General features: G+C 63.7%; 20 protein-coding genes. 16 read left to right on the top strand and 4 right to left on the bottom strand.

Translation table 11 applies throughout. The features are described 5' to 3' along the window. Positions 1 to 12: 12 nt before the first annotated feature. Positions 13 to 1,503, bottom strand: coding sequence for a putative nucleotidyltransferase substrate binding domain-containing protein (locus tag Q1W68_RS18140; RefSeq protein ID WP_300653641.1), 1,491 nt, complete (start codon positions 1,501 to 1,503; stop codon positions 13 to 15). Positions 1,504 to 1,725: 222 nt separating this feature from the next. On the opposite strand from Q1W68_RS18140, the gene Q1W68_RS18135 reads away from it, so the two are divergent. From Q1W68_RS18135 to dnaB, 9 genes are all read left to right on the top strand, one after another. Next, positions 1,726 to 1,965 carry a hypothetical protein gene (locus Q1W68_RS18135; RefSeq protein WP_300653657.1) on the top strand — a complete coding sequence of 80 codons (240 nt, stop codon included), beginning with the start codon at positions 1,726 to 1,728 and terminating at the stop codon, positions 1,963 to 1,965. Continuing rightward, positions 1,956 to 2,540, top strand: coding sequence for a tetratricopeptide repeat protein (locus Q1W68_RS18130; protein ID WP_300717223.1), 585 nt, complete (start codon positions 1,956 to 1,958; stop codon positions 2,538 to 2,540). The genes Q1W68_RS18135 and Q1W68_RS18130 overlap by 10 nt, the downstream gene beginning before the upstream one ends. 146 nt (positions 2,541 to 2,686) lie before the next feature. Further along, positions 2,687 to 2,947 carry a DUF4212 domain-containing protein gene (locus Q1W68_RS18125; protein ID WP_300717222.1) on the top strand — a complete coding sequence of 87 codons (261 nt, stop codon included), beginning with the start codon at positions 2,687 to 2,689 and terminating at the stop codon, positions 2,945 to 2,947. 4 nt (positions 2,948 to 2,951) lie between these two features. Next, positions 2,952 to 5,063 carry a sodium:solute symporter family protein gene (locus tag Q1W68_RS18120; RefSeq protein ID WP_300717221.1) on the top strand — a complete coding sequence of 704 codons (2,112 nt, stop codon included), beginning with the start codon at positions 2,952 to 2,954 and terminating at the stop codon, positions 5,061 to 5,063. A gap of 185 nt (positions 5,064 to 5,248) precedes the next feature. Then, positions 5,249 to 5,647 carry a 30S ribosomal protein S6 gene (gene rpsF, locus Q1W68_RS18115; RefSeq protein WP_300660468.1) on the top strand — a complete coding sequence of 133 codons (399 nt, stop codon included), beginning with the start codon at positions 5,249 to 5,251 and terminating at the stop codon, positions 5,645 to 5,647. A gap of 26 nt (positions 5,648 to 5,673) precedes the next feature. Then, positions 5,674 to 5,961 (top strand): primosomal replication protein N, encoded by a 288-nt coding sequence (gene priB / locus Q1W68_RS18110; protein WP_056276853.1) that lies wholly within the window; start codon positions 5,674 to 5,676, stop codon positions 5,959 to 5,961. An 11-nt stretch (positions 5,962 to 5,972) separates the two neighbouring features. Next, positions 5,973 to 6,254 (top strand): 30S ribosomal protein S18, encoded by a 282-nt coding sequence (rpsR, locus tag Q1W68_RS18105; RefSeq protein WP_056276851.1) that lies wholly within the window; start codon positions 5,973 to 5,975, stop codon positions 6,252 to 6,254. Between the two features lie 13 nt (positions 6,255 to 6,267). Further along, positions 6,268 to 6,720, top strand: coding sequence for a 50S ribosomal protein L9 (rplI, locus tag Q1W68_RS18100; RefSeq protein WP_300653650.1), 453 nt, complete (start codon positions 6,268 to 6,270; stop codon positions 6,718 to 6,720). A 207-nt stretch (positions 6,721 to 6,927) separates the two neighbouring features. Continuing rightward, a complete protein-coding gene (gene dnaB, locus Q1W68_RS18095) occupies positions 6,928 to 8,349 on the top strand; it encodes a replicative DNA helicase (protein WP_300650154.1) in 1,422 nt (473 codons plus the stop codon). Between the two features lie 66 nt (positions 8,350 to 8,415). Here the strand turns inward: dnaB and Q1W68_RS18090 are convergent, their stop codons facing one another. From Q1W68_RS18090 to Q1W68_RS18080, 3 genes are all read right to left on the bottom strand, one after another. Further along, a complete protein-coding gene (locus tag Q1W68_RS18090; protein WP_300650156.1) occupies positions 8,416 to 10,185 on the bottom strand; it encodes a PhoH family protein in 1,770 nt (589 codons plus the stop codon). Between the two features lie 186 nt (positions 10,186 to 10,371). Next, positions 10,372 to 10,848, bottom strand: coding sequence for a peroxiredoxin (locus Q1W68_RS18085; protein ID WP_291217561.1), 477 nt, complete (start codon positions 10,846 to 10,848; stop codon positions 10,372 to 10,374). Positions 10,849 to 11,014: 166 nt separating this feature from the next. Beyond that, a complete protein-coding gene (locus Q1W68_RS18080) occupies positions 11,015 to 11,395 on the bottom strand; it encodes an Mth938-like domain-containing protein (protein ID WP_300650157.1) in 381 nt (126 codons plus the stop codon). Between the two features lie 139 nt (positions 11,396 to 11,534). Here Q1W68_RS18080 and Q1W68_RS18075 point away from each other — a divergent pair, with 139 nt between their 5' ends. From Q1W68_RS18075 to Q1W68_RS18045, 7 genes are read left to right on the top strand one after another with little or no spacing between them, the layout of a single operon-like run. Next, positions 11,535 to 12,761, top strand: coding sequence for a pyridoxal phosphate-dependent aminotransferase (locus Q1W68_RS18075; RefSeq protein WP_300650159.1), 1,227 nt, complete (start codon positions 11,535 to 11,537; stop codon positions 12,759 to 12,761). Between the two features lie 26 nt (positions 12,762 to 12,787). After that, positions 12,788 to 14,110 (top strand): homoserine dehydrogenase, encoded by a 1,323-nt coding sequence (locus Q1W68_RS18070; RefSeq protein ID WP_300658353.1) that lies wholly within the window; start codon positions 12,788 to 12,790, stop codon positions 14,108 to 14,110. After that, the gene (thrC, locus tag Q1W68_RS18065; RefSeq protein ID WP_300650161.1) at positions 14,110 to 15,576 is read left to right on the top strand and encodes a threonine synthase; all 1,467 of its coding nucleotides are present in this window, start codon (positions 14,110 to 14,112) and stop codon (positions 15,574 to 15,576) included. Before Q1W68_RS18070 ends, thrC begins: the two co-directional genes overlap by 1 nt. After that, positions 15,573 to 16,106 carry a molybdopterin-guanine dinucleotide biosynthesis protein B gene (gene mobB / locus Q1W68_RS18060; protein WP_300650163.1) on the top strand — a complete coding sequence of 178 codons (534 nt, stop codon included), beginning with the start codon at positions 15,573 to 15,575 and terminating at the stop codon, positions 16,104 to 16,106. Before thrC ends, mobB begins: the two co-directional genes overlap by 4 nt. Then, positions 16,103 to 17,386 carry a gephyrin-like molybdotransferase Glp gene (gene glp / locus Q1W68_RS18055; RefSeq protein ID WP_300650165.1) on the top strand — a complete coding sequence of 428 codons (1,284 nt, stop codon included), beginning with the start codon at positions 16,103 to 16,105 and terminating at the stop codon, positions 17,384 to 17,386. Before mobB ends, glp begins: the two co-directional genes overlap by 4 nt. Then, positions 17,383 to 17,634, top strand: coding sequence for a MoaD/ThiS family protein (locus tag Q1W68_RS18050; protein WP_300650166.1), 252 nt, complete (start codon positions 17,383 to 17,385; stop codon positions 17,632 to 17,634). Before glp ends, Q1W68_RS18050 begins: the two co-directional genes overlap by 4 nt. Position 17,635: 1 nt before the next feature. Beyond that, positions 17,636 to 18,109, top strand: coding sequence for a molybdenum cofactor biosynthesis protein MoaE (locus tag Q1W68_RS18045; protein WP_300650167.1), 474 nt, complete (start codon positions 17,636 to 17,638; stop codon positions 18,107 to 18,109). The last annotated feature ends 87 nt before the right edge of the window (positions 18,110 to 18,196 follow it).

Below are 18,196 nucleotides of genomic sequence, written 5' to 3'. Positions count from 1 at the left end.
CGGCGTGGAGCTTTAAAACTTGTAGCGCTGGGCCAGCACCGACTGCAGCGTCTGGACCACTTGAAATGCATCCCGGAGTTGCGTGCGCTCGAAGTTGGAAATGTCGGCCGGGTCCAGAAAGTTGTCGGGATCCAGCCCCTGCGCCATCTGCCGGGCCTGGTGACGGATGCGCATCGCCGCAAGAAATTCCAGGGCGTCGCGCAGGTCGCGCGCGCTTTGTTCGCTGATGTCTCCCCCGTTGGCGGACATGAGCAGCCGGTCGTGGGTGTTGACCTCGGTGTGTCCGCCGGCCAGCGCGTAGACGCGGGCCAGATCCACGATGGGCACCACGCCGGTGTGCTTGAGATCGATGGTGCCCTTGTGCTCGCCGCTGCGAGCAGGTGACAGGCCATTGAACCAGTTCAGTGGCGGCTGGTGGGTCAGCGCAATGCCCACCATGTGCGCCAGAAACAGCGTGTTGCCCCGGGTGCCGTGCAGCACGTCGCGCCGCAAGCCGTCGAGCAGCCGGGTCTGGCCGGCAATGGCCCGCAGGTCAAAAAAAACGCAAGTGAGCATGAGCGCCTTGGGTTCGGGTTCGCGGGTCCAATGCCGGAAGTACTCCGCCCACCGGTGGCGAGGCTGTCGCCAGGCATCGGTCATGGCCATCATCTCGCCCGGGCAGTGCACGTAGCCGCACGCGTCCAAGCCGTCGCAGACGAAGCGCGCGAGGTCGCGGAAGTACTCACCGTGTTGCGACTCGTCGAACGCATCGTCGATCACCATGCAGTTGTCCTGGTCGGACTTGGCGGTCTGCTCGTTGCGGGCTTGCGAACCCGCGGCGACCCACACGTAGTCCACCGGCGCCGGGCCCAGCTGCGCCTCGCCGAGTTGGAGCAGGCGGGTCGTGATCGCGTCGGTGATGGCGGTGATGATGTGGCCGGTGTTGTAGGCCGAGGCGTCGGCGGCGGCCAGGCTTTGTTGCAGCACGCGCACCTTGGCGCTGGCACGCTGCAGGCCATCGATCGACGTTTGTTTGTAGATGTCGCCGGCCAGGTACACGGCCGAGGTGCTGTGCTGTTCGGTCAGGTCGGTCGCCGTGATCATGCCCTTGATGCACTGCCCATCGAGCACCGGTACGTGGTGAACGTTGTGGCGCGCCATCAGCAGCAGCACGTTGAAAGCCGGGTCGTGCAGGCCCACTGTGAACGGCGCCAGCGTGGCGATGTCCATGATCGGGCGCTCGGTGTCCAGCCCGGCGGCGATCACGCGGTTGCGCAGGTCGCGATCGGTGATCAGCCCGAACAGGTGGCCTTGCTCCACGATCAGGATCGAGGACACGCGCTGCTCGCTCATGTGCTGCGCTGCGGCGCGGATGCTGGTGTGCGGTGGCAGTGTGATCGGCGCGCGTTTGATCAGCGCGCTCACCGGTGTGGTCATCAGGTTGAGTGCCGTGTCCCCGGTCGTTGTGCCGGCCACGTCGGGAACGGTCGCTGCGCTGCGTGGTTCGATCGGATGTGTGGTCATTGGTTTAGCACTTAAGAATCCATTTTTCATCGGCTGCGGCGTCCACCTTGCGAACCTCGGGTTAGTCCTTAGAGGGTTTGACCTGCCTCCCGTGGGCCGCCAGCCGATTTGTAAGAAGTCGGTAAGGTGCAAATCCAGAATGGCGCCAATCCATCCAAGGCCCCCATGTTGTTCTTCATTTCTGCGGTCAAGCTGATCACCGAAATTGCCCTGTTGGCACTGGTGGGCCAATGGGTGTTGGGCTTGCTTGCCGGCAAACGCCGGGACCAGAATCTCTTTTACCAGTTGCTCCAGCTGATGGGCAAACCCTTCGTGCAGGTGGCCCGGCTGGTCACCCCGAAATTTGTGCTTGAGCGCCACCTTCCCTTGGTGGCGTTTCTCATTCTGGCTTTCATCTGGTTGGCGGTCACGCTGACCAAGGTGAACCATTGTTTGAAGATTGGAGTGGCGCTGTGTCAGTGAATCGCTCGCTCAACCGCAAGTTCATCCAGTTGCAGATTCGCGCCCTGGTGCTTTTTGGCCAGCGCGAAAGGGCACTGGAACGCGTGGGTGACTTGCTCGACGTCAACGGGGCCGATGCCTACGCGCTGGCCACGCGCGCCCACCTGTTGGCCGAGCTGGGCGACAAGACCGGCGCGCAGCAGGCCTTGCAGCAACTCGTGGCTGCCCAGCCGACGCAGCCCGCGGGCTGGTTCAACCTGGGGTACCTCAGCGAAGAGATGGGCCAGCTGGAGCAGGCCGAAGCGGCCTTCCGGCGCGCCACCGAACTCGATCCCACACTCGACCGGGCCTGGTACGGCCTGGCTTTGAGTCTCATTCGCCAGCGCCGGTTTGACGACGCCGTCACCGCCCTGCGCAAGAACACCGAACTGCAACCGATGAGCCCTTACGGCTGGTACCAGCTGGCCCGGGTTCATGTGGACCGGCAAGAGCCCGACGAGGCCGCGAAGATCATTCGCCACCTCCGAAAGTTCGAGCCCAAAGTGGCTGCTCAGCTGGAGCGTGAGACCGGTCTTGGGCAACAAGCCCAGGCCTGATTTCACGCTGCGGTTGCGCTGCTGCCAAAAGGGGAGGCCGGTGGAAGCCGGTTTCCGAGAAACGCGGACGGGTTGCAGTCTGCCCGGGGGACTGGGGCGGTGTCCGTGATGTGCCCGAGAGGGTGTTCTTGATGGAGGTCGATCGCATGGAACTGACTGACAAGCACCGCCGCTACTGGCGGAAAAACCTCAACGTCACCGCCATATTGCTTGCAATATGGTTCGTCGTGACGTTTGTGGTGAGCTACTTCGCGCGTGAGCTGAGCTTCAACTTCTTTGGTTGGCCGTTCAGCTTCTGGATGGGTGCACAGGGCGCCTTGGTGGTGTACTGCGTGATCATTGGGTACTACGCCTGGTACATGAACAAACTCGACATCGAGCACGGTGTCGAAGAGACCGAGGAATAACACCATGGCAGGCATGTTCGAAACCCAAGCCGGTGGTGGCCAAGGCAACAAGGCCTTCAAGCAACAACTCAACAAGGTGTACACGTGGTACACGGGCGGGTTCTTCATCTTCGTGGTGGCCCTGGCCATCCTGGAGCAGATGGGCTTGTCGCGCGAATGGATCGGCTTCATCTTCCTGCTCGCCACCATCGGCTTGTACGCGGGCATCGGCATCATGAGCCGCACCACCGACGCGGCCGAGTACTACGTGGCGGGTCGACGGGTTCCAGCGGTCTACAACGGCATGGCCACGGGCGCGGACTGGATGTCGGCCGCGTCGTTCATCGGCATGGCTGGCACGCTCTACCTGACCGGCTACAGCGGCCTGGCCTTCATCATGGGCTGGACGGGTGGCTACTGCCTGGTGGCGCTGTTTCTCGCACCCTACCTGCGCAAGTTCGGTCAGTTCACCATCCCCGACTTTTTGGGTGAGCGCTACGGCGGCAACCTGCCGCGATTCATCGGCATCTTCGCGGCCATCCTCTGCTCGTTCACCTACGTGGTCGCGCAGATCTACGGTGTGGGCCTGATCACCTCGCGCCTGACCGGCGTGGCCTTCGAACTCGGGATCTTCCTGGGTCTCGGCGGTATCCTGGTGTGCTCGTTCCTGGGTGGCATGCGCGCGGTGACCTGGACGCAAGTGGCGCAGTACATCATCCTGATCGTGGCCTACATGATCCCGGTGGTGTGGCTCTCCGTGAAGCAGACCAGCGTGCCGGTGCCGCAGGCCGTCTACGGCTTCCAGCTGGAGAAGGTCACGGCCAAGGAAAAGCTGCTGGCAGCCGATCCGAAGGAGCTGGAAGTTCGCGAGATCTTCAAGCAGCGGTCTGCCGCACTGGCCGAGAAGCTCAAGGACCCGGCCGCTGCGCTGGCCGCCGACAAGGCCGCCGCCGAAGCGAAGCTGAACGAGTTGCGTGCCGCCAATGCGCCATCGGCCGACATCTCTGCCGCAGAGAAGGCCATCTCTTCCTTGCCCAAGGACGCAGACGCCGCCAAGAAAGCATGGACCGCGGCCAAGACGAGTGCCGACAACAAGGCCAAGCCGCTCAACGGCATGCCACCGCACGCACAGCAGTTCTCGGGTGACCCGAATGGGGATGCCGCAGCGGTCAAGTCGTACGACACCTCACGGTTGAACTTCCTGGCGCTGATCTTCTGCCTGATGATCGGCACAGCGGCGTTGCCGCACATCCTGATGCGCTACTACACGGTGCCCAGCGTGCGCGAGGCCCGCGAGTCGGTCACCTGGTCGTTGTTCTTCATCTTCCTGCTGTATTTCACCGCGCCGGCCCTGGCCGTGCTGGTGAAATACGAGGTGTTCCACGTGCTGGTCGGCACACCGTTTGACCAGCTGCCCGCCTGGGTGGCCTCGTGGAACAAGGTGGATCCCACCTTGATGTCGATCACCGACATCAACAAGGACAACATCCTGCAGCTCAACGAGATGACCATCGGTGGCGACATCATCGTGCTGGCCACGCCGGAAATCGGTGGCTTGCCTTATGTGATCTCGGGTCTGGTGGCCGCGGGTGGCCTGGCGGCTGCGCTGTCCACGGCTGACGGCCTGCTGCTGACCATCGCCAACGCGCTGTCGCACGACCTGTACTACAAGATGATCGACCCCAACGCCTCCACCGCCCGCCGCGTCACCATCTCCAAGATGCTGCTGCTGATCGTGGCGTTGGCCGCAGCGTACGTGGCGGCGCAGAAACCGGCGGACATCCTTTTCCTGGTCTCGGCGGCGTTCTCGTTCGCAGCGGCGGCGTTCTTCCCGGCGCTGGTGCTGGGCATCTTCTGGAAACGCGCCACCGGCATCGCCGCCTCGATCGGCATGGTCGCGGGTCTGGGCATCACCGTGTACTACATGGTGACCACCCAGCCCTGGATGCGCGGCATCTTCGGCGTGACCTCGCCCATCGAGCTGTGGTTCGGCATCCTGCCGATCTCGGCCGGGGTGTTCGGTGTGCCGGTCGGTTTTGCCGTGATCATCCTGCTGAGCCTGGTGACACCGGCCCCGAGCCGCAAGGTGCAGCAGCTGGTCGAGCATGTCCGCTACCCCAGCTTGCGCATGAACTGAGCACAAGCTCAGTCACCCCCGCCCACTCACCGCCTCGGCGGCCAGTGGGCCCCAACCCGGCCAGTTTCGCGACTGGCCGGGTTTTTTGCTAGAATCGTGGGCTTGCCTTGCTGCACCCCATCTGACGCTGGGGGCAGCTCCAACCCAAGTCCGCCATGTGGCGGGCGAATCCACAAGGAGAGTCCATGCGTCATTACGAAATCGTTTTGCTGATCCACCCGGATCAAAGCGAACAGGTTCCAGCCATGCTGGAGCGTTACAAGGGCATGATCACCGCCGGCGGCGGCAAGATCCACCGCGTTGAAGATTGGGGCCGTCGCCAGATGGCTTACCAGATCAACAAGCTGTCCAAGGCCCACTACCTGTGCGTCAACATCGAGGCCGATCAGGCCGTGATGGCCGAACTGGAGCACGCCTTCAAGTTCAACGATGCCGTGCTGCGCCACCTCACCGTGTTGCGCAAAAAAGCCGATACCGGTCCTTCGTCCATGATGAAGTCGGTCGAGCGCGAAGAAGCCCGCAAGCTTCAGCAGCCCGAGCAGCGCACCCAGCAGCACCAACCGCAGGAACAGGCCCAGGCTTGATGCCCGGTGCGCGTTAACGTCAACGGGTGAACCAGACACAATTGTCGGCAGTGGTGGTGCAGGTGCAAAGCCTGCGTTACACACCGGCAGGCATACCGGCCGTCAACCTCGTGCTCGAACACGAGTCACAGATCGTCGAACTGGACACCCCCAGGCAAGTGAAACTGCAACTCAGGGCGATTGCCTTCGGGTCGCACGCCGAAATCCTCTCCCGACAGGGACTTGATTCGGTTTGTGAGTTTCACGGCTTCCTGACCAACGCGCGCAATGGCAAAGGCGTGGTGTTCCACATCCAAGATTTCAGCAAGACATAGGAAGGCCCATCATGGCGTCACCCAAACGTTTCAACAAAGACAAGCGCCCCAAGCGCAACACCCAATCGCTGCTGTTCAAGCGCAAGCGCTTCTGCCGCTTCACCGTGGCCAACGTCGAAGAAGTCGACTACAAGGACGTTGACGTCCTGCGCGACTTCATCGCCGAAAACGGCAAGATCATCCCCGCGCGCCTGACCGGCACGCGTGCCTTCTACCAGCGTCAGGTCAACACCGCCATCAAGCGCGCGCGCTTCCTCGGCATGTTGCCTTACAGCGACCAGCACCGCGTCTGAAAGAGAGCCTGACATGCAAATCATCCTGCTCGACAAAGTTGTCAATCTCGGCGCCCTCGGCGATGTGGTCAAGGTCAAGGACGGCTACGCCCGCAACTTCCTGATCCCCTCGGGCCGTGCCCGCCGCGCCACGCAAAACGCTATCGCCGAATTCGAAGCGCGTCGCGTCGAACTCGAAAAAGTGGCTGCTGCCAAGCACGCCGAAGCCCAGGCTTTGGGCGAGAAGCTCGCCTCCGTGACGGTCAAGCTGTCGCAAAAGGCCGGCGTTGACGGTCGCCTGTTCGGTTCCGTCACCAACCACGACGTGTCCGAAGAGCTGAACAAGCAAGGCTTCAAGGTCGCCAAGTCGCAAGTGCGCATGCCCAATGGTCCCCTCAAGAACGTGGGCGACTACACGGTCAGCGTGAACCTGCACACCGACGTGACGGTCGACGTCAACGTCACGGTGCTCGGCGAAACCGCCTGAGTTCCGCGCGAGCGCCCAGGCGCTTCGCACAAAAGCCGCTGCCCTCGGGCCGCGGCTTTTTTCATGGCGCGGACCTCTTCCCCCAGAGGCGGGCCTTCCTCCCTGGACCGTCCGTCATCCACGCCTTTTACCGGACTTGTCCACAGACTTGTCCCATGACTTCCCGGGGTCCAGCGCGTACCATGGCCCTTTACTTTTCTCACGCCGATGTCCGCCGTCTTCTCCAGTTCCTTCTCCTCATTTGATGCCGGCCTGGACGAGGGTGGCGTCGACCGACAGGTGGCTCAGTTGCGGGTTCCCCCGCACTCCATCGAGGCTGAGTCCAGCGTTCTCGGCGGTTTGCTGCTCGACAACGGCGCCTGGGACCGGGTGGCGGACCTCGTCAACGATTCCGACTTCTACCGCTACGAACACCGCCTGACGTACTCGGCCATCGCCACGATGGTCAACGCCAGCAAACCGGCTGACGTGGTGACCGTGTTCGAGCACTTGCAGAACCTGGGCAAAGCCGAGGAGGCCGGCGGTCTGGCCTACCTCAATTCGCTGGCGCAGTACGTGCCGAGCGCGGCCAACATCCGGCGCTACGCCGAGATCGTGCGCGAGCGCGCCATCCTGCGCAAACTGGTGGCCGCCAGCGACGAGATCGCCACCGCAGCCTTCAACACCCAGGGCAAGTCGGTCGACAAGATCCTGGACGAAGCCGAGCAGAAGATCTTCAACATCGGCGAAGAAGGCTCGCGGATGAAGGAGGGCTTCCAAGGCATGGACACGCTGGTGGTCGAACTGCTCGACCGCGTGCAGGAGATGGCCGACAACCCCAACGACATCACCGGCGTGCCCACCGGTTTCGTCGATCTGGACCGCATGACCTCCGGCCTGCAAGCCGGTGACCTGGTGGTGCTGGCGGCCCGCCCGTCCATGGGCAAGACCGCGTTTGCGATCAACATCGCCGAACACGTGGCGCTCAATGAGGGTCTGCCGGTCGCGGTGTTCTCCATGGAGATGGGTGCATCCCAGCTGGCGGTGCGTATCGTCGGCTCGATCGGCCGCATCAACCAGTCCCACCTGCGCAACGGCAAGCTCACCGACGACGAGTGGCCGCGCTTGACCGAGGCCATCGAGAAACTGCGCAACGTCTCGCTGCACATCGATGAAACCCCTGGCCTCACCGCCAGCGTGCTGCGCGCCAACGCGCGACGCCTCTCGCGCCAGTGCGGCAAGCTCGGTCTGATTGTGGTCGACTACTTGCAGCTCATGAGCGGCAGTGGTGGTGACGGTGACAACCGCGCGTCCGAGCTGGGTGAGATTTCGCGAGGTCTGAAAATGCTCGCCAAGGAACTGCAGTGCCCGGTGATTGCGCTGTCACAGCTCAACCGCAGTGTGGAAACCCGCACCGACAAGCGCCCGATGATGAGCGATTTGCGCGAGTCCGGCGCCATCGAGCAGGACGCGGACATCATCATGTTCATCTACCGCGACGAGTACTACACCAAGGATGCCTGCAAGGAACCGGGTGTGGCCGAGATCATCATCGGTAAACAGCGAAACGGTCCCACGGGCACGGTGAAGCTGGCCTTCCTGAACATGCTCACGCGGTTCGAGTCGCTGGCGGGTGGAGGGGACTTCTGATCTGGCAGCGGACATGAAAAAACCCGGCCATGGCCGGGTTTTTTGTTGTTCTCTTGAACGATCGGTTCAGAGCACTTCCGATGCAAAGTCGGCCAGACGCGAACGTTCGCCGCGCGCCAGCGTGATGTGCCCGCCGTGCGGCCAGCCCTTGAAGCGGTCCACCGCAAACGTCAGGCCCGACGAACCTTCGGTCAGGTAGGGCGTGTCGATTTGCGCCAGGTTGCCCATGCAGATGATCTTGGTGCCCGGGCCGGCACGCGTGATCAGCGTCTTCATCTGCTTGGGCGTCAGGTTCTGCGCCTCGTCGATGATCACGTACTTGTTCATGAAGGTGCGACCGCGCATGAAGTTCATGCTCTTGACCTTGATGCGGCTGCGGATGAGTTCGTTGGTCGCGGCGCGGCCCCACTCGCCGGCGTTGCCGCCGTCGCCCTTGGCCAGGAACTCCAGGTTGTCGTCGAGCGCGCCCATCCAGGGGCCCATCTTTTCCTCTTCGGTGCCGGGCAGGAAGCCGATGTCTTCGCCCACGCTCACGGTGGCGCGGGTCATGATGATCTCGGTGTAGCGGCGGTCGTCGAGCACCTGCGTGAGGCCGCTGGCCAGTGCCATCAGCGTCTTGCCGGTGCCGGCCGTGCCAGCCAGCGTCACAAAGTCGATCTCGGGGTCCATCAGCAGGTTGAGCGCGAAGTTTTGCTCGCGGTTGCGGCTGGTCACGCCCCACACCGCGTTCTTCAGGTGGGTGTAGTCCTTGAGCGTCTTGAGCACCGCGGTCTTGTCACGGATCTCCGTCACACGCGCGTAGAGCGAAGGCTCGCCCGGCGCTTCGAAGTAGACAAACTGGTTGATGTAGAACTGACCCACCGCCGGACCGCTCACGCGGTAGAACGTGTGGCTGCCGCTTTGCCAGCTCTCGATGGTCTTGCTCTGGCGCGTCCAGAAGTCCTGTGGCAGCGCCAGCGCACCCGCATACAGCAACTCGCCGTCGTCCAGCGTCTTGTCGTTCTGGTAGTCCTCGGCAGCGAGGCCCAACGCGCGCGCCTTCACGCGCATGTTGATGTCCTTCGACACCAGGATCACTTCGCGCTCGGGATGGCGTTGGCGCAGCGAATGCACCACGCCCAGGATCTGGTTGTCGGCCTTGCCCTGCGGCAGGCTGGAGGGCAGGTTGCTCTCCAGCGGTTCGGTCTGGAAGAACAGCAGGCCGCGCGCGCCGTGGTGACCCGTGGCCGAGAGCTTGAGGCCCTTGGTCATGTCGCCACCTTGCTGCGCCACCAGCGCGTCGAGCGTGCGGCTGGTCTGGCGACCGTTGCGCGCCACTTCCGTCATGCCCTTTTTGTGACCATCGAGCTCTTCGAGCACGATCATGGGCAGGAAGATGTCGTGTTCCTCGAAGCGGAACAGGCTCATGGGGTCGTGCAGCAGCACGTTGGTGTCCAGCACAAACAGCCGGGCAGGGCCGTTACCGGCCTTGCCGGCGGCGCGGCGGCGACTGCCGGACGAGGCCGTGACCTGCGCTGCCTGCGCGCTTCTCTCTGCCGGAACGACCGGTGTCGTGGCCTTTGACGTTGCGGGTGCGGTTTCGGTGCGCTCGGTCTGCACAGGGGTCGCCACCGTGGCGGGCTTGCGGCCTCGCCCGCCTGCCCGGCCGGCGGATTTGGCTGCCGGTGGGGGCGTCATGGCTGTTGCCTCAGGAAGGCGCGCGGGTTGGGCAACGGGCGCAGTCACGGCGGGCGACGCGACGGTCTCCAGCTCGAAGGGTTCTTCGGCGGCTTTGAGGCTGTAAGCCTCGGGTGAGAGAAGGGCGGCGCGTTTGGAGGGAGCTGGAGGCAGTGGCATGTGGGCTTGTGTGTTCAGCGCGAAGCTGGAAAACAAAAAGCCGCCGGGGTGACCGGGCGGCTTTGGGATCTGCTTGCAGGGGGCAGAAGGGGTGGGGCTGAAAGGCTTCCCGGTGTCATGAAATCATTATGCATGACTCCTGTGACGCGGCTCACTCCCGCGAAGCGCCGACCCGGAGGATGCCGGTCAGGCGGCCTTCTTGAGGGCTTTGACGGCTTTGAGCACGTCTTCCACGTGCCCGGGCACTTTCAGTCCACGCCACTCTTCCTTCAACACGCCATCGGGGCCGATGAGGAAGGTGCTGCGCTCGATGCCCTTGACCTTTTTGCCGTACATGATCTTGTTCTTGACCACGCCGAACATGTGGCACATTTTCTCTTCGGTATCGGCGATCAGCTCGAAGGGCAGTTCGAGTTTGGTCTTGAAATCGTCGTGGGACTTCATGTTGTCGCGCGACACGCCGAACACCTGGGCGCCGGCTTTCACGAAGTCCTTGTACTTGTCGCGGAACTGCATGGCTTCGGTGGTGCAGCCGGGCGTGTTGTCCTTGGGGTAGAAGTACAGCACGATGGTCTGGCCCAGATGGGTCTGGTTGCTGACCTTGATGCCGCCGGTGGCCATCGATTCGAATTCGGGAATGGGTTTATTGACAACGACTGCCATACTGCGTGGACCCCTGACGTAAGTTGGTGGTGATGCGTTGGCTTCCCGGCTGTTTCACGGCGAGCTCTGCATTGCAGCAATGGGACCCGTGGCAGGAAACAATCGAGTATTTTACCCTGATTGCGTCCGTCCGTCATGCTGGAGGCCCCCAGCGTCGGCCCGCGCTTCAGGTTTCCAGGAGCAAAGCCGCCACCACGCGGCGGCCTTCGCTCGCGAGGATGTTGTAAGTGCGGCAGGCGGCGGCTGTGTCCATGGTCTCGATGCCGATGCGCCGTGCGATCAGGCCCCGCAGCAAACCGGGTGGCGCGAAGCGCAACCGGCCACCGCTTCCGAACACGATGAGTTCGGGTGGTTCGACAGAGGGCTCGATGAGCATGTCGAAGTGAGCAGCTTCCAACGACTCGAAACGCGCGCAAGGCCAAGCGGACCATTCGCGTTTGGGTGTGAGCACCAGGCTGTGGGTGTGGCGCTGGCCGTTCACCGCGATCCAGCCGTCGCCATAGCCGGTGACGGACTGGATTTCCAGCTTGTCGGAGTGCAGTTTCATGGGGCGGTGGCCAATCTGGCGGGCTGCGGAACTGTGGTCAAATTGCAGGTTTTCCCTGCAGACGAGACCGAATATACCGCCCGGTGCAACCTGCCGGGAACACTGCGCCGCACGACCCCAAAACCCCCAGGGAGTGACCTTGAAGACCATCCAGAAATCCGCCAAGCTGGCCAACGTGTGCTACGACATCCGTGGGCCCATCATGGACGCGGCACGCAAGATGGAAGACGAGGGTCACAAGATCATTCGGCTGAACATCGGCAACCTGGCGGTGTTTGGTTTTGATGCACCGGAAGAGATCCAGCAGGACATGATCCGCAACCTGCCGAATTCGGCGGGCTACTCGGACAGCAAAGGCATCTTCGGCGCGCGCAAGGCGGTGATGCACGAGACGCAGACGCAGGGCATCAAGGGTGTCACGCTCGACGACATTTACCTTGGCAACGGCGCCAGCGAACTGATCGTGATGGCCACCAATGCGCTGCTCGACGACGGAGACGAGCTGCTGCTTCCCGCGCCCGACTACCCGTTGTGGACCGCGGCCGTGAGCCTCTCGGGCGGCACGCCGGTGCACTACATGTGCGACGAGTCCAACGGCTGGATGCCGGACCTGGACGACATCCGCCGCAAGATCACACCGGCCACCAAGGGCATCGTGGTGATCAACCCCAACAACCCGACCGGCGCGCTGTATTCCGACGAGCTGCTCAAGGCCATCGTCGAGATCGCACGCGAACACGGCCTGGTGATCTTTGCCGACGAGGTCTACGACAAGGTGCTGTACGACGGCGTGAAGCACACGGCGATTGCCAGCCTCTCGGACGACGTGCTCACGTTGACCTTCAACTCGTTGTCCAAGAGTTACCGCTCGTGTGGTTACCGCGCGGGCTGGCTCATTGTCTCGGGCGACAAGAAGCCGGCCAAGGACTACATCGAGGGTTTGAACATGCTCTCGAACATGCGTCTGTGTGCCAACGTGCCGGGCCAGTGGGCGATCCAGACCGCGCTCGGCGGTTACCAGAGCATCAACGACTTGGTGGGCGAGGGCGGGCGCCTGCGCCGCCAGCGCGACCTTGCGCACGAATTGATCACCGCCATTCCGGGTGTGAGTTGCGTCAAGCCCTCGGCCGCGCTCTACATGTTCCCCAAGCTCGATCCAACGATGTACCCGATCGAGGATGACCAGCAGATGTTCCTGGAGCTGCTGCAGGAAACGCGCGTGATGCTGGTGCAGGGCTCCGGCTTCAACTATCCCGACAACCAGCATTTCCGCATCGTGTTTTTGCCGCACGAAGACGACTTGCGCGAAGCCATCAACCGCGTCGCGAAGTTTCTTGAAGGCTGGCGAAAACGCCACGGCACCTGATTTTTTGCTCTCCAACCATGACCGACATGAAACCGATCCAAGTAGGCCTTCTGGGCATAGGCACCGTGGGCAGTGGCACGTTCAACGTGCTGCAGCGCAACCAGGAAGAAATCCGCCGGCGCGCCGGTCGTGGCATTGAAATCACCATGGTGGCCGACCTGGACACCGCCCGCGCGCAGTCCATCGTGGGTGCGGATGTGAAGGTGGTGAACGACGCGCGCGCGGTCATCGCCAACCCCGAGATCGACATCGTGATCGAGCTCATCGGCGGCTACGGCATTGCCAAGGCGCTGGTGATGGAAGCCATCGCCGCCGGCAAACATGTGGTCACGGCCAACAAGGCTCTGCTGGCGGTGCACGGCACCGAGATCTTTGCTGCGGCGTCGGCCAAGGGTGTGATGGTGGCGTTTGAAGCGGCGGTGGCCGGTGGCATTCCCATCATCAAGGCGCTGCGCGAGGGCTTGACGGCCAACAGCATCCAGTGGATCGCCGGGATCATCAACGGCACCACCAACTTCATCCTGTCCGAGATGCGCGACAAGGGCCTGGACTTTGCCGTCGTGCTCAAGGAAGCGCAGCGCCTCGGCTACGCCGAAGCCGACCCGACCTTCGACATCGAAGGCGTGGACGCGGCCCACAAGGTCACGCTCATGAGCGCGATCGCCTTCGGCATCCCGGTGCAGTTCGACAAGGCCTACGTGGAAGGCATCACCCAGCTGGGCGCCACCGACATCAAGTACGCCGAACAACTGGGTTACCGCATCAAGCTGCTGGGCATCACGAAGCGAACCGCCAAAGGCATCGAACTGCGGGTGCACCCCAGCCTGGTGCCTGCGAAGCGCCTGATTGCCAACGTGGAAGGTGCGATGAACGCGGTGGTGGTGCAGGGTGATGCTGTGGGCACCACGCTGTACTACGGCAAGGGTGCGGGCAGCGAGCCCACCGCCAGCGCCGTGATCGCCGACTTGGTCGACATCACGCGCCTGCACACCGCCGACCCGCACCACCGCGTGCCGCACCTGGCCTTCCAGCCCGATGCGATGAGCGATCTCAGCGTGCTGCCCATGAGCGAGGTGGTGACGAGTTATTACCTGCGCCTGCGGGTGGCCGACGAGGCCGGTGTGCTGGCCCAGGTCACCGGTCTGCTGGCGGGTTCGGGCATCAGCATTGACGCGGTGCTGCAGCGCGAGGCCGACGAGGTGAGTGGTGAGGGTGGCACGTCCACGGACCTGATCATCCTCACACACAGCACCCGCGAAGGCACCATGAACGATGCGCTGGCGCAGCTGCAAAAGTTGCCCACCGTGCTCGCGCCCATCGTGCGCATCCGCAAGGAAGAGCTGAACTGATGCTGTACCTCTCCACACGCGGCGATCCGGGGCGCAAGCACTTCTGCGAAATCCTGCTCGAAGGCCTGGCGCCCGATGGCGGCCTGTACTTGCCCGAGCGGTATCCGCAGGTGGATGCACCCCTGCTGGCTCGCTGGCGCCAGGCGTTCAACCAGGGTGCGACCGGCGGGTACGCGGCGCTCGCTTTTGAAGTGCTGTCGCTGTACATCGACGACATTCCCGCGGCCGACCTGCGCGCGTTGTGCCAGAAGACTTACACCGAAGCGGTGTACGGCACACCGCAGATCGTGCCCCTGAAGAAGCTGGAAGACCCGTCGGCCGGCTCGGGTCAGGCCGGATTCTTCCTTGAAGCCCTGTCCAACGGCCCCACGCTGGCCTTCAAGGACATGGCGATGCAGTTGCTGGGCAACCTGTTCGAGTACGAACTGGCGCGTCGTGGTGAAGAACTCAACATCCTGGGCGCGACCTCGGGCGACACCGGCAGCGCGGCGGAGTACGCGATGTGTGGAAAAAAAGGCGTGCGCGTGTTCATGCTGAGCCCGCACGGCCGCATGAGCCCGTTCCAGCAGGCGCAGATGTTCAGCCTGATGGACGAGAACATCCACAACATCGCGATTGAAGGGGTGTTCGACGACTGCCAGGACATCGTCAAGAACGTCAGCAACGACCTCGCGTTCAAGCGCGCGCACAAGATCGGCACCGTCAATTCGATCAACTGGGCCCGGCTGTTGGCGCAGGTGGTCTATTACTTTGCAGGCTACTTCCAGGCCACCACCCAGGACACCGAGCGCGTCTCTTTCACCGTGCCCAGCGGCAACTTCGGCAACGTGTGCGCCGGTCACGTGGCGCGCCAGATGGGTCTTCCGATCGAGCACCTGGTGGTGGCCACCAACGAGAACGACGTGCTGGACGAGTTCTTCCGCACCGGGGTGTACCGCGTGCGCGCGAGTGCCGACACGCACGAGACCTCCAGCCCGTCGATGGACATTTCCAAGGCCAGCAACTTCGAGCGGTTTGTGTTCGATCTCCTGGGACGCAACGGTCTCCGCGTCAAGGCATTGTTCGGCGATGCACTCGCACGTGAGGGCCGCTTCGAGCTGGGCGCCGACCCGGCATTTGCCGACGCTGCCACCCGCTACGGATTTCGCAGCGGCAAGAGCACGCACGAGAACCGCCTGGAGACGATCCGCGATGTGTTCAAGCGCCATGGTGTCATGATCGACACGCACACCGCCGACGGCGTGAAAGTCGCGCGTGAACACCGACAGCCCGGCGTGCCCATGATCGTGCTGGAGACCGCGCTGCCCATCAAGTTTGCGGAAACCATCGTGGAAGCGCTGGGGCAGCAGCCGCACCGCCCGCCGCAGTTCGACGGCATCGAAGACTTGCCCAAGCGCGTGCGAGTTATGTCGGCGAGTACGTCCGACGTGCAGGCCTTCGTGGTCGAGCATTGCGTCCGGACATGAGGGTTGTTGGATTCGCCGGCTTTTCGGGATCGGGAAAAACCACGCTGGTTGAACAGCTGATTCCCGCGCTCAAGCTGCGAGGCCAGCGCGTGTCGGTGGTCAAGCACGCACACCACAGGTTCGACATCGACCACCCGGGGAAGGACACCTGGCGCCACCGCGAGGCAGGCGCTTTCGAGGTGCTGGCCGCGTCGCCCAAACGGCTGGTGCTCATGCGCGAACTCGAAGCCGTTGTCGAGCACTCGGTGCACGATCTGCTGGCCCAGCTGCGCGCTGATGTCGACTGGGTGCTGGTCGAGGGCTTCAAGCAGAGCAACCTGCCCAAGGTCGAGGTCTGGCGCCAGAGCCATGGCAAGCCGCTGCGCTTTCCCGACGATCAGCACATCGTGGCCATCGCCACCGATGACGCCCGTGCGCTGCCGGTGGCCGCCCATTGCCCCGTGCTGGATTTGAACGTGGCCGATGACGTGGCTGCGTGGTTGGTCGACAATGCGGAGCGGTTCGAATACCGCACCCCGTTGAGCCTATGACCTCGCCCCAACCCTCCCAACATCGCGCGCCCTTGAAATCGCTGGACGACGCCCTCGTCAGCCTGCTGTCGCACGCGCGCCCGCTGACCGGCGTCGAGACCGTGACCACCTTCGAGGCGGATGGGCGCGTGCTGGCGCACGACCTCGTGTCTGCACTCCAAGTGCCGCCCAACGACAACTCGTCCATGGACGGCTATGCCCTGCGCGCAGCCGATGTGACGGCGCCCGGCCAGGTGCTGGCTGTGACGCAGCGCATCGCCGCCGGCCACGCAGGAGAACCGCTGGAGCCCGGCACCTGCGCACGCATCTTCACGGGTGCGCCCATGCCCGCCGGTGCCGATGCGGTCGTGATGCAGGAAGACACCATCGAGGTGGGTGGCAACATCCACGGCGTGCACATCCAGACCGCGCCCCGGCCGGGCCAGTGGGTGCGCCGCGCCGGTGAAGACGTCACGCGCGGTGCGGTGGTGTTGGCCAAGGGCGAACGCCTGTCGCCCGCGAGCCTGGGCCTGGCCGCGAGCCTGGGTCTGGCGCACCTGGGTGTGGTGGCGAGGCCTCGCGTGGCGCTCTTCTCCACCGGGGACGAACTCGTGATGCCGGGCGATGTGCCGCCCGAGGCCATGAAGCCCGGCGCGATCTACAACTCCAACCGCTTTTTCCTGCGTGCGCTGCTGCACCGCATGGGCTGCGAAGTGAGCGACCTGGGCATCGTGCCGGACAAGCGCGACGCCACACTGGCCGCGCTCAAGACAGCGGCCGACCACCACGACCTCATCCTCACCAGCGGCGGCGTGTCGGTGGGCGAAGAAGACCACATCAAACCCGCCGTGCAACAGCTGGGCAGCCTGGACCTCTGGCAGATCGCCATGAAGCCGGGCAAGCCGTTTGCCTACGGCACGGTGAAACGCGACGCTGGTGCCGGCGTCGCCGCCGCGGCACCCTGCCATTTCATCGGTCTGCCCGGCAACCCGGTCTCCAGTTTCGTGACCTTTCTGCTGCTGGTGCGACCCTTCCTGCTGCGGCTGCAAGGTGTCGAATCGACAGCGCTCAAAGCCATCACGCTGCCCGCCCATTTCACCCTGGACAAGGCCGACAAACGCCGCGAGTTCCTGCGCGTGCGCCGCAATGCGGCCGGTGGTCTCGATCTGTTTCCGAACCAGAGTTCGGGTGTGCTGACGTCGGCCGTCTGGGCCGATGGCCTGGTCGACAACCCGGGCGGCACCACGGTAGCCCATGGCGATCCGGTTTCGTTCATCTCCTTGTCGGATCTCCTCGCATGAAAGTCCAGTTGCGTTATTTCGCCTCCATCCGAGAGGCCTTGGGCACCGGCAGCGAATCCCTCGACACGCAGGCCGGCACGCTGGCTGCGCTGCGGGCCGAGCTGGTGGCCCGTGGTGGTGCCTACGCCGAGGCGCTCGCGCCGGGAAAATCGGTGCGGGTGGCCCTGAACCAGACCATGAGCGCCGAGACCGCTGCGCTCCCCGAAGGTGCCGAGGTGGGCTTCTTCCCCCCGGTGACCGGGGGCTGACATGAGCGCCCGCGTCAGCATCCAGACTGAAGACTTCGACCTCTCGACCGAGGTGGCCCGTCTGCGCGAAACGCAGAGGGGCATTGGTGCGGTGTGCTCATTCATCGGTACGGTCAGGGACCGCAACGACGGCCAGCACGTCAGCACCATGGAGCTGGAGCACTACCCCGGCATGACCGAAAAGTCCATCGAGGCCATGATTGACGAGGCACACCGCCGCTTCGACCTCTTCGGCGCCCGCGTGATCCACCGTGTGGGGCTGCTGCAACCGCTGGACCAGATCGTGCTGGTGGCCGTGGCTTCGGCGCACCGCGGCCAGAGCTTCCAGGCCTGCGAATTTCTCATGGACTACCTCAAGACCCAGGCCCCGTTCTGGAAGAAGGAACAGACGCCCGAAGGCGCACGCTGGGTGGACGCCCGTGTGAGCGACGACGCTGCGCTGGCGCGCTGGGGCATCGCCGCCACCAACAGCTGAACCGCTGTCCTTCCAGCCCTGTTTCGGGGCCCTGACGCTTCGTGCCTGGCGGCGCGAGCAGCCCACCCTGACCATGACCGGTGAGGT

It is taken from the genome of Hydrogenophaga sp. (assembly GCF_030158645.1).
Taxonomy (GTDB): Bacteria; Pseudomonadota; Gammaproteobacteria; order Burkholderiales; family Burkholderiaceae_C; genus Hydrogenophaga.
The sequence above is the reverse complement of the archived record's forward strand: the minus strand, read 5'-3'. Positions and strand labels throughout refer to the sequence as shown.

Coding starts and splice junctions, on each gene's coding strand:
- Q1W68_RS18140 (WP_300653641.1), bottom strand. CDS start 1,503: ATGACCACACATCCGATCGAACCACGCAGCGCAGCGACCGTTCCCGAC.
- Q1W68_RS18125 (WP_300717222.1), top strand. CDS start 2,687: ATGGAACTGACTGACAAGCACCGCCGCTACTGGCGGAAAAACCTCAAC.
- Q1W68_RS18120 (WP_300717221.1), top strand. CDS start 2,952: ATGGCAGGCATGTTCGAAACCCAAGCCGGTGGTGGCCAAGGCAACAAG.
- rpsF (WP_300660468.1), top strand. CDS start 5,249: ATGCGTCATTACGAAATCGTTTTGCTGATCCACCCGGATCAAAGCGAA.
- rpsR (WP_056276851.1), top strand. CDS start 5,973: ATGGCGTCACCCAAACGTTTCAACAAAGACAAGCGCCCCAAGCGCAAC.
- rplI (WP_300653650.1), top strand. CDS start 6,268: ATGCAAATCATCCTGCTCGACAAAGTTGTCAATCTCGGCGCCCTCGGC.
- dnaB (WP_300650154.1), top strand. CDS start 6,928: ATGTCCGCCGTCTTCTCCAGTTCCTTCTCCTCATTTGATGCCGGCCTG.
- Q1W68_RS18090 (WP_300650156.1), bottom strand. CDS start 10,185: ATGCCACTGCCTCCAGCTCCCTCCAAACGCGCCGCCCTTCTCTCACCC.
- Q1W68_RS18085 (WP_291217561.1), bottom strand. CDS start 10,848: ATGGCAGTCGTTGTCAATAAACCCATTCCCGAATTCGAATCGATGGCC.
- Q1W68_RS18080 (WP_300650157.1), bottom strand. CDS start 11,395: ATGAAACTGCACTCCGACAAGCTGGAAATCCAGTCCGTCACCGGCTAT.
- Q1W68_RS18070 (WP_300658353.1), top strand. CDS start 12,788: ATGAAACCGATCCAAGTAGGCCTTCTGGGCATAGGCACCGTGGGCAGT.
- thrC (WP_300650161.1), top strand. CDS start 14,110: ATGCTGTACCTCTCCACACGCGGCGATCCGGGGCGCAAGCACTTCTGC.
- mobB (WP_300650163.1), top strand. CDS start 15,573: ATGAGGGTTGTTGGATTCGCCGGCTTTTCGGGATCGGGAAAAACCACG.
- glp (WP_300650165.1), top strand. CDS start 16,103: ATGACCTCGCCCCAACCCTCCCAACATCGCGCGCCCTTGAAATCGCTG.
- Q1W68_RS18050 (WP_300650166.1), top strand. CDS start 17,383: ATGAAAGTCCAGTTGCGTTATTTCGCCTCCATCCGAGAGGCCTTGGGC.
- Q1W68_RS18045 (WP_300650167.1), top strand. CDS start 17,636: ATGAGCGCCCGCGTCAGCATCCAGACTGAAGACTTCGACCTCTCGACC.